This window comes from Methylophaga sp. UBA3192, from assembly GCA_002363955.1.
Classification (GTDB): domain Bacteria; phylum Pseudomonadota; class Gammaproteobacteria; order Nitrosococcales; family Methylophagaceae; genus Methylophaga.
Genome location: DEXE01000007.1, coordinates 162,998 through 177,225, shown reverse-complemented (window position 1 = coordinate 177,225; position 14,228 = coordinate 162,998). Strand labels below are relative to the sequence as shown.

Annotated in this window: 15 protein-coding genes; 12 read left to right on the top strand and 3 right to left on the bottom strand. The window is 46.2% G+C overall.

The annotated features are described in order from the left end of the window. Positions 1 to 65 precede the first annotated feature (65 nt). From ftsX to ftsY, 3 genes are read right to left on the bottom strand one after another with little or no spacing between them, the layout of a single operon-like run. Positions 66 to 992 (bottom strand): permease-like cell division protein FtsX, encoded by a 927-nt coding sequence (gene ftsX, locus B2337_RS11755; protein ID WP_292361634.1) that lies wholly within the window; start codon positions 990 to 992, stop codon positions 66 to 68. Next, positions 989 to 1,651, bottom strand: a complete 663-nt coding sequence (gene ftsE / locus B2337_RS11750; RefSeq protein WP_292361635.1) for a cell division ATP-binding protein FtsE — start codon at positions 1,649 to 1,651, stop codon at positions 989 to 991. Before ftsE ends, ftsX begins: the two co-directional genes overlap by 4 nt. Continuing rightward, positions 1,648 to 2,712, bottom strand: a complete 1,065-nt coding sequence (gene ftsY, locus B2337_RS11745) for a signal recognition particle-docking protein FtsY (protein WP_292415049.1) — start codon at positions 2,710 to 2,712, stop codon at positions 1,648 to 1,650. The genes ftsE and ftsY overlap by 4 nt, the downstream gene beginning before the upstream one ends. A gap of 63 nt (positions 2,713 to 2,775) precedes the next feature. Here ftsY and B2337_RS11740 point away from each other — a divergent pair, with 63 nt between their 5' ends. The 12 genes from B2337_RS11740 to B2337_RS11685 all read left to right on the top strand — a co-directional run bounded on the left by B2337_RS11740 (position 2,776) and on the right by B2337_RS11685 (position 14,198). Then, the gene (locus B2337_RS11740; protein WP_292415047.1) at positions 2,776 to 4,137 is read left to right on the top strand and encodes a M16 family metallopeptidase; all 1,362 of its coding nucleotides are present in this window, start codon (positions 2,776 to 2,778) and stop codon (positions 4,135 to 4,137) included. After that, positions 4,127 to 5,428: a M16 family metallopeptidase gene (locus B2337_RS11735; RefSeq protein WP_292361638.1), complete on the top strand. Its 1,302-nt coding sequence runs from the start codon at positions 4,127 to 4,129 to the stop codon at positions 5,426 to 5,428. The genes B2337_RS11740 and B2337_RS11735 overlap by 11 nt, the downstream gene beginning before the upstream one ends. Beyond that, the gene (gene rsmD / locus B2337_RS11730) at positions 5,412 to 5,984 is read left to right on the top strand and encodes a 16S rRNA (guanine(966)-N(2))-methyltransferase RsmD (RefSeq protein WP_292361639.1); all 573 of its coding nucleotides are present in this window, start codon (positions 5,412 to 5,414) and stop codon (positions 5,982 to 5,984) included. The genes B2337_RS11735 and rsmD overlap by 17 nt, the downstream gene beginning before the upstream one ends. Before the next feature lie 9 nt (positions 5,985 to 5,993). Then, positions 5,994 to 6,482: a pantetheine-phosphate adenylyltransferase gene (coaD, locus tag B2337_RS11725; RefSeq protein WP_292361640.1), complete on the top strand. Its 489-nt coding sequence runs from the start codon at positions 5,994 to 5,996 to the stop codon at positions 6,480 to 6,482. 58 nt (positions 6,483 to 6,540) lie between these two features. Beyond that, complete coding sequence (locus tag B2337_RS11720) at positions 6,541 to 6,795, top strand: YfhL family 4Fe-4S dicluster ferredoxin (protein ID WP_292361641.1); 255 nt, start codon at positions 6,541 to 6,543, stop codon at positions 6,793 to 6,795. 75 nt (positions 6,796 to 6,870) lie between these two features. Continuing rightward, positions 6,871 to 7,257 (top strand): H-NS family nucleoid-associated regulatory protein, encoded by a 387-nt coding sequence (locus tag B2337_RS11715; RefSeq protein WP_292363534.1) that lies wholly within the window; start codon positions 6,871 to 6,873, stop codon positions 7,255 to 7,257. A 161-nt stretch (positions 7,258 to 7,418) separates the two neighbouring features. Beyond that, positions 7,419 to 9,872, top strand: coding sequence for a leucine--tRNA ligase (leuS, locus tag B2337_RS11710; RefSeq protein WP_292415045.1), 2,454 nt, complete (start codon positions 7,419 to 7,421; stop codon positions 9,870 to 9,872). A 16-nt stretch (positions 9,873 to 9,888) separates the two neighbouring features. After that, entirely contained in the window at positions 9,889 to 10,377 is a 489-nt protein-coding gene (gene lptE, locus B2337_RS11705; RefSeq protein ID WP_292415043.1) for an LPS assembly lipoprotein LptE, read from the top strand. Between the two features lie 6 nt (positions 10,378 to 10,383). Continuing rightward, positions 10,384 to 11,415: a DNA polymerase III subunit delta gene (gene holA, locus B2337_RS11700; protein ID WP_292415041.1), complete on the top strand. Its 1,032-nt coding sequence runs from the start codon at positions 10,384 to 10,386 to the stop codon at positions 11,413 to 11,415. A 29-nt stretch (positions 11,416 to 11,444) separates the two neighbouring features. Continuing rightward, positions 11,445 to 12,701: a glutamate-5-semialdehyde dehydrogenase gene (locus B2337_RS11695; protein WP_292415053.1), complete on the top strand. Its 1,257-nt coding sequence runs from the start codon at positions 11,445 to 11,447 to the stop codon at positions 12,699 to 12,701. Continuing rightward, positions 12,682 to 13,347 (top strand): nicotinate-nucleotide adenylyltransferase, encoded by a 666-nt coding sequence (gene nadD / locus B2337_RS11690; RefSeq protein ID WP_292415039.1) that lies wholly within the window; start codon positions 12,682 to 12,684, stop codon positions 13,345 to 13,347. Before B2337_RS11695 ends, nadD begins: the two co-directional genes overlap by 20 nt. After that, positions 13,347 to 14,198 carry a YdcF family protein gene (locus tag B2337_RS11685; protein WP_292415037.1) on the top strand — a complete coding sequence of 284 codons (852 nt, stop codon included), beginning with the start codon at positions 13,347 to 13,349 and terminating at the stop codon, positions 14,196 to 14,198. Before nadD ends, B2337_RS11685 begins: the two co-directional genes overlap by 1 nt. Positions 14,199 to 14,228: the final 30 nt, after the last annotated feature.

Below are 14,228 nucleotides of genomic sequence, written 5' to 3'. Positions count from 1 at the left end.
TACCAAATAGAATACCAAAAACTCTCTATTAGAATGAAGTTGGGATAGAAAGTTTCATTAGCCGACTAGCTTGGCTCAATTGCATTCAAATGTCTACTGACTGCCAGCCATGCCCCCATGACGCCAAGTAATAATCCGCAGAGCGGCAGACCAAATAACATTTGACCAGCGTACCATTTTAACTGGAACTGACTGTCATATAATGCGGCCAGTTCATCAATCGGGCCGCTGATGATAAGCAGACTGATCAGTAATGTTATCCACGCCAATACGCCGCCAAGCAAGCCATACCACATACCGGTATATAAAAACGGTCGTCTGACAAAGGTATTGGTGCCGCCCACTAATTTGATAACGCGGATTTCAGTCTGACGGTTAAGAATGGCCAGCCGAATAGTATTGCCTATAACCAGAAGCACACTTAACGACAATAGAATAGCCAGTATAGTAATGCCGCGTTGGCCTGTTTCATTAATACTGCGTAAACGCTGTAGCCACTGCATATCAAGCTGAGCTAAATCCACTTCAGGTAACGCAGCCAGTCTTGCCAATAATGCCTCAGTTGCTTCCTGCTGTTGATTTTCTTCCGGTTCGATAATGATTACTGCGGGCAGTGGATTAGCAGGTAATGTATCTAACAGACTTTCCAGGCCAGATATCTCGCGAAATTCATTTAAGGACTGCTGGGCAGATTGAAAGGAAACTTCATTTATATCCGGCCAGGTCAACAGTTGTTCTGCCAATTGCTGGCCGCGTTTGTCGGCAATATCATTTTGCAGAAATAATGAAATGCGATTGGCGTGTTGCCATTCTCCGCTTACCTGTTCGACGTTTTTCAGGATGACATAGAGGCCTGCGGGTAAGAGCAATGCGATACCAATTACCAGCAGGGTCATCATGGTGGCGACTGGTTGTCGCCATAACTCACCAAGACTGGAGAGCATGACCTGTATGTGGCGCAGCAGGTAGTTATGAATATTAAATAGTTTCATGAATGATTTTCAGCGAGTTTTCCCTGCTGCAGGGTGATGTGGCGATAGGGCATCTGGTTGATCAGGTCCTGATCATGGCTGGCAATAAATACCGTTACGCCGACCTGATTAAACTGTTCGAATAAATGCATGATCTCCCGGGATAGTTCCGGATCCAGATTACCGGTTGGTTCATCCGCTAACAAAACCGGCGGACGATTGACCACCGCACGAGCAATCCCCACACGTTGCTGTTCACCCCCGGATAAGGCAATCGGCAGGTTACGTTCTTTGCCAAGTAAGCCGACCTTATCCAACGCTGCACGAACCCTGCGGCCGATTTCCCGATGATTTTCACCGGCAATAATTAACGGTAACGCAACGTTATCAAACACAGTGCGATCATGCAGCAAATTATGTTCCTGAAATACCAGACCTATTTTGCGGCGGTAGTAGGGGATTTTCCATTTCGGTAACCGGTTCAGATTTTGATTATTGACAATAACCTGACCGTGTGAACTGCGTTCTATAAGGGCGATCAGTTTCAGTAAAGTACTTTTACCTGCGCCAGAATGGCCTGTTAAAAAAGCCATTTCGCCAGTCAGCAATTCAAAGCTAAGCCCGGAAAGCGCTTCCTGCTGGCTTTCATAGCGTTTATAAACCTGTTCAAAACGTATCATGGTGTGGTTTCACGACCCAGTAAGGCATCAACAAAATCTATTGCTTCAAAGCTTCTTAAATCATCAATCTGTTCACCGACACCGATATAGCGGATGGGCAGACCGATTTTCTTGGCAATCGCAAAAATGATCCCGCCTTTTGCCGTACCATCAAGTTTCGTCAGTGTAATACCGGTTAAGCCAATCGCCTGATTAAACTGTTCAGCTTGTGACAGGGCATTCTGCCCAGTACCGGCATCCAGCACCAGCATGATTTCATGCGGGGCATTGGTATCCAGTTTGGCCATCACTCTTTTTACTTTTTTAAGTTCTTCCATTAAATTGGATTGGGTGTGTAAACGGCCTGCCGTATCGGCAATTAAAATATCCATTTGTCGTGCTTTAGCAGCTTGCAATGCGTCAAAAATGACCGAGGCCGAATCGGCACCATTTTGCTGGGCAATTACCGGGATCTGATTGCGTTCGCCCCATACCTGTAATTGTTCCACCGCTGCAGCCCTAAAGGTGTCACCTGCCGCTAACATTACTTTTTTGCCCTGTAACTGGAATTGTTTGGCCAGTTTGCCAATAGTAGTCGTTTTTCCGACACCATTAATACCCACCATTAAAATGACAAATGGACTTGATGAGGGTGGAATCTGGAGTGGTTTGGATACCGGTTTGAGGATTTCGACCATATCTGCATGCATGGCGGCAAACAAGGCCTCAGGATCATTTAACTGTTTGCGGGCTACGCGTTGCGTTAAGTCATTAATGATTGTCTGCGTGGCTTCTATACCCAAATCAGCACTTAATAACTGGGTTTCCAATTCTTCAAGCAGATCGTCGTCAATGGTTTTTCTCCCCAGCACCAGATCAGCAAAACCCTCAGTCAGTTTTGAGCTGCTGCGACTCAGTCCTTGTTTAAGACGACCAAAAAAACTTGGTTTACCTGAAATGTCGGCAACTTGAGTATCTGCGCTAATTTCCGCATCATGTGCGGCTGACTGCTGATCAGTGAGCTTTGCAGGTTCGCTATTGTTTTCGCTGGGTTTGGCTTTTTTTCTGAGGAAACTAAACATATTCTCGGTTTGTCGTTAGTGTTCGATTAATAATCTTATCATGTCATCAATTGTGAGATGCAGATGCACAACTTAAAAAAACTTGTTTGGGCGCTGCTGGTAGTGCCTGTTATTGGCTTTGCACAAGTCAGTGAATATCAGCTGGACAATGGACTCAAGTTACTGGTCAAACCGGATAACAGAGCGCCTGTCGTGGTCTCTCAGGTCTGGTACAAAGTGGGTTCAAGTTACGAACACAATGGCATTACCGGTATTTCGCATATTCTTGAACACATGATGTTCAAGGGTACGGAGAATCTGGGCCCAAACGAGTTTTCACGCATTATTGCTGAAAATGGTGGCTCACAAAATGCCTTTACCGGACGTGACTACACCGCCTATTTTCAGACTTTGGAAAAAGAGCGACTGGAAATCAGTTTCCGCCTTGAAGCTGAAAGAATGCGCAAACTGATTATCGATGATGCTGAGTTGTTAAAGGAGAAGGAGGTGGTGGCCGAAGAGCGCCGCATGCGTACCGATGACAATCCTCGTTCGTTGTTACGTGAAGCCATGAATGCGATGGCTTTTATGAACAGTCCATATCATCACCCGGTGATTGGCTGGATGAACGATATCAATCATTACGATCCAGAGGATCTGCGCGAGTGGTATCAAATGTGGTACGCCCCTAATAACGCTACGGTTGTGGTCGTTGGGGATGTTGAGCCAGAAGCGGTTTACCAATTGGCTAAACAATATTTCGGCCCATTGCAACCTGAAGTGTTAGCGACGGTAAAACCTCAGGTTGAAATTCCCCAACGCGGAAAGCGGACTTTGGAATTGAAAGCACCTGCCGAATTACCTTATCTGATGATGGGCTGGAAAGTTCCTGTTGTCACCACAGCCATTGAGGACTGGGAGCCTTATGCATTAGACGTGCTGGCGGGCATTCTGGATGGTGGCGGCAGCAGTCGTTTCTCTCGCGAGCTGATTCGTGGGCAACAGGTTGCTGCAGGTGTCAGTGCCTATAACAGCGCGTTTTCCCGATTGGATGATATTTTCACTATTGCGGCAACGCCTGCACAGGGAAAAACGATTGAAGAGGTTAAACAGGCGGTGTTTGCACAACTGGATAAAGTCAAAACTGAGCCGGTCACCGAGGCGGAATTGCAACGGGTCAAAACGCAGGTGATCGCCAGCTCTGTTTACCAGCTCGACAGCGTATTTTATCAAGCCATGCAATTAGGTATGCTGGAAACTGTCGGATTGGACTGGCGGCTTGCTGATAGTTATCCCGATAAAATCAGTGAGATCACCGCTGAACAGGTACAGCAGGTTGCAGAAAAATATTTTATTGAAGACGGTCTGACCATTGCTGAATTAATTCCACTGCCATCAGACAATGCAACACCACGTCCTACCTCGGGAGATCCACATGCTCGTTAAGTTCATTGCCTCAATAGCGGGGCTCTTATTAGCTGGTTCAGCGATTGCCAGTCCACAAATAGAAAATTGGCAAACGGCTAACGGTACGCAGGTGTATTTTGTGGAAGCGAAACAGCTGCCGATGATGGATATTCGTCTGGTATTTGATGCAGGTGCCGCCCGGGATCCGAAAGGCGGAGTGGCCTTATTGACGAGCTCCATGCTTAACCAGGGCACACAGAATAAAGATACCGATGCAATTGCCACTGCGTTTGATGATGTAGGTGCTGAATTCAAGTCCGAATCTGAGCGGGACATGGCGGTATTGAGCCTGCGAACATTATCCAAGCCCGATGCCTTAGAACCAGCGATTGAGACCTTTGTTGAAGTCATCAGTCAACCGACATTTCCCGAGGCGTCATTTGCCAGATTAATCAATCAGGTGAAAACCAGTTTGCAAAGTGAAAAGCAGTCACCTTCAGCTATCGCCGACCGTGCTTTTTATCAGCAATTATTTGGTGACCACCCTTATGCGGCCATGCCCATTGGAACTGAAACTTCGGTAAATGAAATAACCATTGCCGATTTGGAGCAGTTTTATAAGCAATATTATGTAGCCAGCAATGCGGTATTGGTCATTGTGGGGGATGCTGATAAAAATCAGGCAAAAGCTTTAGCAGAAACTATTTCTGCAAGTCTGCCTGCTGGAACAAAAGCAGCAGCTTTGCCTAAAGTCTCCCCTCTGGAAACAGCACAGGAAGTCCGTCTACCGTACCCTTCCAGTCAGACCACGATTTTGATGGGACAGCCAGGATTAACCCGCGATGATGCGGATTTTTTTCCATTATATGTAGGTAATCACATTCTGGGTGGCGGTGGACTCGTGTCTATTATCAGCGACGAAATTCGTGAAAAACGCGGTTTATCATACAGTGCCTACAGCTTCTTCCGGCCCATGCGTGAGGCCGGGACTTATCAGTTTGGTCTGCAAACCCGCAATGATCAGGCTGAGCATGCGCTGGAAGTATTGAAACAGACATTAGTGGATTTCGTTGAACAGGGGCCAACTGAAGAGCAGCTTATTGCTGCACAAAAAAATATCACCGGTGGCTTTGCTTTGCGTTTAGACAGCAACAGTAAAATTGCCGATTATCTGGCGATGATCGGTTTTTATAATTTGCCGCTGAATCATCTGGACACCTTTAATGAAAGAGTGGATGCGGTGACGATTGAACAGATTAAAGCCGCTTATAAAAAACGTATTCATCCACAAAAGATGGTCACCATTCTGGTAGGTGGCGAAGCTGAATAAATCTACACGTCAATCAGTACGTATTATTGGAGGTCAATGGCGTGGGAGGCGTTTGTCTTTCCCCGCCGTTGAAGGACTGAGGCCAACCTCAGATCGTATTCGGGAAACTTTGTTTAACTGGCTGCAACCGCATTTACCGGGCTCGGTTTGTCTCGACTTGTTCAGTGGCAGTGGTGCATTAGGTTTTGAGGCCGCCTCAAGAGGTGCAGACAAGGTCGATATGATTGAGCTGGATCTGCAAGCCTATAAACAGTTGCAGACCAATAAAGCAATGTTAACTGCTGAACAGTGTGCTTTATTCAGACAGCCTGCTCAGCAGTTTCTGAATCAATCAGCTGGGACCTACGATATTGTTTTTCTGGATCCACCATTTGAAGCGAATATCTGGTCTGAAATGGCTGATTTATTATCTCAGAGAAACCTTTTACATAAAGATAGTCTGGTGTATCTGGAATCTAATAAACATCAAAAAGTGAATCAGCTTCCAGATAATTGGCATTTAATTAAAGATAAACAAGCCGGTGATGTAAAATATTGCTTATTCGCAATGAAATAAGGTTTTGGCATGTCAATTATCGCCATTTATCCCGGTACCTTTGATCCTATTACACATGGGCATATAGATTTGGTACAGCGTGCCAGTCGGTTATTTGAAAAAGTGATTGTTGCCGTCGCCGCAGATACAGGTAAAAAACCGGTTTTTTCAATAGAACAACGATTGGAATTAGCCAAAAAAACGTTAAATGAATTACCGAATGTGGAAATTACCAGTTTTGATGGTTTACTGGTTAATTATGCAATGCAGCGAAATGCTTCGGTAATCATTCGTGGTTTACGTGCCGTCTCAGATTTTGAATACGAAGTACAACTTGCCGCAATGAATCGTCGTTTACAAAGTGAAGTAGAAACTTTATTTCTGGCGCCGGCTGAACAATTTACCTTTATTTCTTCCAGCCTGGTCAGACAAATTGCCGCTTTAGGTGGTGATGTTTCACAATTTGTTGCTCCTTGTGTTCAGGAAGCGTTAAACAAGCAGCTGGCAGTGAAAAAGTAGTCGAGTTAAAATCTATCAGTTTCATTACCGTTTAATTAAAGAGTTATCGGAGTAAATCATGTCTCTGTTTATTACTGACGAATGCATTAACTGTGATGTATGCGAACCTGAATGCCCTAACGGCGCGATTTCGCAAGGTGAGGAGATTTATGAAATCGATCCTGCCTTATGCACAGAATGTGTAGGGCATTTTGATACGCCGCAATGTGTTGAAGTCTGTCCGGTTGATTGCATTCCGAAAGATCCTGATAACGTTGAAACACATGATCAACTTTATGCAAAATATAAAGTTTTAGTGGCAGTCGGGAATTAATAAAGTTTTCAAATAGACAAAGTAAGTAATACTGATATTATTCTGTTTTATATGTTTTAAATTAAAGGTAATGTGATGAGTACTTTATCTGCTTTGCAACTTGAAAAACTCTCCGAACAAGAATTACAAAAATTGATTAGTCAATCAAAAAAACAGATTAAAAAACTGAAAACCAAAAAAGTTGCGGAACTCAATAGTAAAGACAGCGATGTTGTCGCTGTTGCAGATGCCGTAAGAGCTTTGGCAAAAGATAAAAAAGTTACCCCTGCAGAAGCGCTTACAGCTGTTGCTAAAAATATGCGAGTAGGTTTGTCAGGCGCACGTAAGCCACGTGCTGAAAGTGCTGATAAATACCGTCATCCTCAAGATCCGCAAAAAACATGGAAAGGCTTTGGTAAGCGTCCATTATGGTTGGTTGAAGAATTAAATCGCGGGCGTAAGCTCGAAGAATTCAGAATCTAAGCAGAACATCATAGTGCAGTGTCATAACTGCACTTTAGTTTTTATAGCACTGGTTGCAGAAATCATTCCGCTGATGGTCTTTCAAGTATTCGGTGCTTTCGGCATTTCTGTCGCTGAGGTATCCTTCCACGTTTTCTGCACCATATTCACAAAGAGAACCCATGCAAGCTGATTATCGCCCAGATGTGATCGAAGCTGCTGCCCAAACGTGGTGGCAACAAAATCAAACTTTCCGTGCTACTGAAGACCCAAGCAAAGAAAAATTCTATTGCCTGTCGATGTTCCCTTATCCAAGCGGTCAGCTGCATATGGGCCATGTACGCAATTACACGATTGGCGATGTTATCTCTCGTTATCAGCGCATGCTGGGGAAAAATGTGCTGCAACCGATGGGCTGGGATGCATTCGGTTTACCCGCTGAAAATGCGGCGTTGAAACACCAGGTGCCACCCGCAGAATGGACTTATAAAAATATTGACTACATGCGTGCTCAGCTGCAACGTCTGGGGCTGGCGTATGACTGGGATCGCGAAATTGCCACCTGTAAACCGGATTATTACCGCTGGGAGCAATGGCTGTTTGTACGATTATTCAAGAAAGGTCTGGTTTACAACAAAACAGCAGCGGTGAATTGGGATCCGGTCGATCAAACTGTTTTGGCTAATGAACAGGTGATTGATGGACGTGGCTGGCGTTCCGGTGCGTTAGTAGAACGTCGTGAAATTCCCCAGTGGTTTATGAAGATAACGGATTATGCAGAAGATTTGCGTGACGACTTGCAGCAGTTGTCTGGCTGGCCTGAGCAGGTCAAAACCATGCAGGCAAACTGGATTGGTCGCTCTGAAGGGTTAAAAATCACCTTTGCTGTCGCGGATAGCGAAGAAGATATTGAGGTGTATACCACACGTCCTGATACCCTGATGGGCGTGAGTTATCTGGCCATTGCGGCTGAACATCCATTAGCCTTGCGCATGGCTGAAACCAATGCGCAGTTGCAGCAGTTTATCGAAGAATGCAAGAAAACTGACACCACCGAAGCGGCATTGGAAACAGCTGAGAAAAAAGGCATGGCGACCGGCTTATCAGTCATTCATCCAGTCAGTGGTGAACGTATACCGGTCTGGGTCGCTAACTTTGTGTTAATGGGCTATGGAACCGGTGCGGTTATGTCGGTACCGGCACATGATCAACGTGATTTCGAATTTGCGCAGAAATACAGCTTACCGATCCGTCAGGTCATTGCACCTTTAGATGAAACCAGTATCGATCTGCAGCAAGCTGCCTTCACGGAAAAGGGACGGTTAATTCAATCGGCACAATTCACCAGTTTAACTTCAGCAGAGGCCTTTGATGCCATCGCTGATGAATTAAGTAAGCAAAATAAAGGCGAGCGTCAGGTGAATTATCGTCTGCGTGATTGGGGTGTTTCCCGCCAACGATATTGGGGCACGCCTATTCCTGTCATTTATTGTGATAGCTGTGGTGCTGTACCTGTACCGGAAGCCGATTTACCGGTGTTATTGCCGGAAGATGTGGTAGTTGATGGTTCAGGTTCCCCCATCAAATCCATGCCGGAATTTTATCAGTGTGATTGTCCCGAATGTGGCAAGCCGGCACGTCGGGAAACGGATACTTTTGATACCTTTTTTGAATCTTCCTGGTATTACGCAAGATTCACCAGCGCGGATAATGATGAGGCAATGCTGGATCAGCGTGCAGATTACTGGTTACCGGTTGATCAATACATCGGTGGTATTGAGCATGCTGTATTACATTTACTTTATGCGCGCTTTTTCCATAAATTATTGCGTGATGAAGGACTGGTGAGTGGTGATGAGCCATTCAAAAACCTGCTCACTCAAGGCATGGTGCTGAAAGACGGCGCCAAAATGTCCAAATCAAAAGGCAATACAGTCGATCCGCAAGCGCTGATTGATGAATATGGTGCTGATACCGCTCGCTTGTTTATGATGTTTGCTGCGCCACCTGAAATGTCCCTGGAGTGGTCTGATAATGCGGTGGAAGGTGCCAATCGTTTTCTCAAGCGGTTGTGGCGTAGTGTGCATGAACACGCAGAGGCTGGCGTAGTAAAAAATAAAAAGTTAACGGATTTATCAGAAGCCGCTACAGATCTGCGTCGTCTGGCCCATCAAACTCTGACGAAAGTGTCAGATGATTTGGGGCGGCGTCATACTTTTAATACCGCGATTGCGGCGATAATGGAACTGATGAATGCATTAGCTCGATTTACAGAGCAAAATGAACAAGCGCGTGCCGTCCGTCAGGAAGTACTGGAACTTGTCGTATTGATGCTGGCCCCGATTACGCCTCATATCTGCCATGCACTGTGGAGCCTGCTGGGTCAGGATAATGCGGTAATTGATGCAGACTGGCCCCAGGTCGATAATGATGCTTTAAAGCAGGACAAAATCGAGCTGATGATTCAGGTCAATGGTAAGCTACGTTCTAAATTAATGGTTGATGTAAATGCCCAGCAAGCTGATATCGAGCCCCTGGCCCTCGCAGATGAAAATGTTCAGCGTTATATTGATGGCAAAACGATTCGAAAAGTCATTCTGGTGCCTGGCAGGCTGATCAATATCGTTGTCGGCTGATAAACACAAGGAAACAATGATGTTGAAGAAACTGGTTATTGCTGTCTTATGTACGATGATGGCCGCCTGTGGTTTTCAGTTGCGTGGTGCAGCCGACCTGCCGGAAAGTATTCAGACCATGCACATTCAGGGCATTAGTATGCGTGAAGGTTTAGGCTTGGAACTTAAACGTACTTTGAGACGTAACGGTATCAATGTCATTGATGATTACAGTGAAGGCGCAGCAGTATTAAGCTTCCTGAAAAACCGCTATGAACGACGTGTTTTATCCGTTGGGGGCAATGCCAAAGTCAGTGAATATGAACTGATTTTAGAAGTGACCTTTCAGTTGACAGATAAGCAACAGAATAAATTAATCGACAATGAAAGTTTAGAAGCCCGGCGTGATTATCAGTTTGACCAGGAACAGGTTTTAGGGCGCGATGGAGAAGAGCGTTTATTGCGTGAAGAAATGGACAAACAGGTCAGTCAGGCGATTCTCCGCCGTTTAGCCGCACTGGATTAAAAACTGATGCGAGTAAAGGCAGAACAGCTAAGCTCACAATTACAAAATACGTTACCGGTCATCAGTGTGGTTTTTGGTGATGAAGCATTGTTGGTGGAAGAAACGGCGGATCAGATCCGTCATCAGGCCAAAGCACAGGGTATTGCCGAGAGACAGGTCTGGCATGCTGATGCACGGTTTGACTGGTCAAAGCTCAGATTCGCTGACGACAGTTTATCTTTGTTTGCTTCGCAAAAGCTGGTTGAAATCAGGTTGCCTTCAGCCGCTCCGGGCAAAGAGGGCGGCGAGTTTCTAAGAAAATTTGCCGAGCAACCTGCGGCTGACACTTTTCTGTTATTGATTACTGGAAAGTTATCGCCACAACAGCAAAAAGCCAAATGGTTTACGGCACTTGAACGGGCGGGAATCAGTGTACCTGTATGGCCGGTCAGTTTGGATATGTTGCCTCGCTGGATTCAACAGCGGATGCGCCAGAAAGGTTTGCAGGCAAACCCTTCAGTCGCCACGATGCTTGCTGAAAGGACCGAGGGCAATTTATTCGCCGCTGCCCAGGAAATCGATAAACTTGTTTTACTGAGTCCGGATGGGCAGGTCGATGAACAGTTGCTGATAGAAAGCGTTGCCGACAGTGCCCGATTTGAAGCATTTTCCCTAATGGATGCTGTCTACGCTGGTCAGGCTGCAAAAATTCCTCGTATGTTGAGGATGTTGCAGGCAGAAGGGAATGATGTATTAGCTGTATTTTCGGCGGTATCCTGGTCGTTACATCGGATGATAGATATGGCGGATCAGATTGAAAACGGCGCACAAGCTGCACAGGTTTTTGCCAGCCAAAAACCACCGATCTGGGATAAGGCAAGACCGCTGATTCAATCGGGATTACGTCGACACACTTCGGCAAAATGGCGAGCATTTCTAACGCAAATGGCAGCCATTGATAGAGCTGCAAAAGGTGGCGGTAATGATAATGCCTGGCGAATGCTGACAACCCTGTGTTTGCAAGTTGCCGGCGTGTCAATGCAATTGCAGCAAACATGAAAGCGGAACTATTAGCAGAGGAGAGTGCTGTGGACGTTGCAGCCTATATGCAGAAACTGGGTCAACAGGCTCGTGAAGCCAGCCGGGTCCTGGCCCGTGCGACAACTAACAGTAAAAATGCTGCGTTATTGGCGATGGCCAATGCCATTCGTAGCCAGGCTGAGACTCTGAAGTCAGCCAATCAGCAAGATTTAGTGGCGGGCAAGGCAAAAGGGCTGGATGCCGCTATGCTGGATCGCTTGACATTGACCGATGTTCGAATCGAATCAATGGCAGAAGGACTTGAGCAGATTGCTGCTCTGGCTGATCCGATTGGTGAGATCAGTGATATGCGTTATCGTCCTTCAGGTATTCAACTCGGTCAAATGCGTGTGCCGCTTGGAGTGATCGGCATTATTTACGAATCACGGCCTAACGTGACTGCGGATGCTGCCGGGTTATGTCTAAAGTCCGGTAATGCCACTATTTTGCGTGGTGGCAGTGAAGCCATACATTCGAATCAGGCCATTGCCGTCTGCATTCATCAAGGCTTACAACAGGCCGGCTTGCCAGTGACCGCGGTGCAGGTAGTGGAAACCACTGATCGTGAGGCCGTCGCCCAGTTAATCACAATGCCGGCTTATGTGGATGTTATCGTGCCACGTGGTGGCAAAAATCTGATTGAACGTATCAGTAACGATGCTCGTGTACCTGTTATCAAACATCTGGACGGGATTTGCCATGTGTATGTTGACGTTGAAGCAGACCTTGCCATGGCAGAAGAAATTGCCTTTAACGCCAAATGTCATCGTTATGGTGTTTGTAATGCGATGGAGACGTTATTGGTTCATGCCGGTGTTGCCACTCGCTTTTTACCTGAAATGGCCGAACGGTTTATGAAAGAAGGTGTGGAATTACGTGGTTGTAACGAGACTTTGAGTATTTTGCCAAACATTAATTCAGCCACGGATGCAGACTGGGACACTGAATATCTGGCACCGATTCTTTCCATTAAGGTTGTGCAGGATGTCGATGCCGCAATGTTGCATATCTATCAGCATAGTTCAGCGCATACCGAGACAATTGTGACGCAAAATTATGATACCGCCCGACGTTTCCTGCAGGAAGTTGATTCCAGCTCGGTGCTGGTCAATGCTTCAACACGATTTGCCGATGGATTTGAATATGGGCTCGGAGCAGAAATCGGTATTTCCACCGATAAATTGCATGCCCGTGGTCCAGTAGGGTTAAATGGTTTGACATCACAAAAATGGATAGTGTTCGGTAGTGGTCAAGTCAGAAAATAAATCCGATGCGATTGGCATTTTAGGCGGTACGTTTGATCCGGTACATTTCGGACATTTACGTTCGGCTTTGGAAGTTTGCCAGCAGCTCAGTCTGAATCATGTGCGTCTGATTCCCTGTGCGGTGCCGCCACATCGGCAGGCGACAATGGCCAGTGCAGAAGTCCGGCGTTTAATGCTGGAACTGGCAGTCAAATCTGTTGAGCAATTAATTGTTGATGATCGTGAACTGCAACGAGATGGCCCTTCATTCACGGTGGATACTTTACTTAGCTTGCGTGAAGAGCTTCCGCATACCCCATTGTTTCTTATATTGGGAACAGATGCTTTTCATGGTTTAGCGAGTTGGTCCCGTTGGCAGCAGATTTTGCCGCTGGCACATATCGTTGTCGTCCAACGCCCGGAGGAAACTCTGGATTTGCCGGGAGAACTGCAAAACTGCTACGTGCGCAACCTGGCTCAAGCAGCAGACCGTCAACTTCTGGCAGGCAAAATCTGGCCACTGACCGTGACACCACTAGCGATTTCTGCCACGCAAATCCGTGAAGATTTAGTGGCCGGTCATCCTGTCAACTTTCTGCTCCCTGAATCGGTGATAGCGGTGATTGAACAATTAGGTCTGTATCGTTCAAATGTCAGCATTAATTGATGGATCAGTTATTCTTTGTTATTTCTAAATTGGCTTGGGCCGTGCTTAGTCCGGTAATGCTGCTGAATATACTGTTGGTGTTCGGCACATTGTTGCTGATTTTGGGTTATCGAAGAATTGCTTTGCGATTTCTGTTTCCAGCGATGTTGTTCAGTTTAAGCCTGATGTTATTACCGGTCGGCGACTGGTTAATCTATCCATTAGAAGCCCGTATCAGCCAACCACTACAGCTACCCGATGATATCGATGGCATTATTGTTCTGGGTGGTGGTGAAGATATAAAAAGCACGATCAGCTGGCAGCAGCCACAGGTAGGACAAGCCAGTGATCGTTACTTTGGTGCGGCCTATTTAGCCGCACGTTATCCAGGTAGTCCGGTTATTTTCACCGGTGGTCATAATTTACTTTTTTTTGATGCAGGCACAACACCTGCGCAGCTGAGTCATCAGTTGCTGACGATGGTAGGGATTGATGAAAAGCGGCTGATTATTGAGTCTCAGTCACGCAATACGTATGAAAATTTTCAGATGTTAAAAACGGTATTACCCCAACGGCATGGTCAGTATCTGTTGGTTACCTCGGCTTATCACATGCCACGATCAATCGGTATTGCAAATAAACAAGGCATTAATGTGTTGCCCTATCCGGTCGATTATCGGAGCCAGACAGGGGATTCACGTCGATTAGATTTCGCTGTGTTTGACCAATTGGAAAAACTTGAGCCGGCCTGGCGTGAGTGGGTTGGGCTGACAGCCTATTTTGTAGCCGGAAAAACCAGTCAATGGTTTCCGGCAATGCAGACAGGCGGCTTGAATGAATCAGCCACAGACGCACAGGTCGACATACGTTAAACTTAATCTACAAATTTATTTATTGGAGTG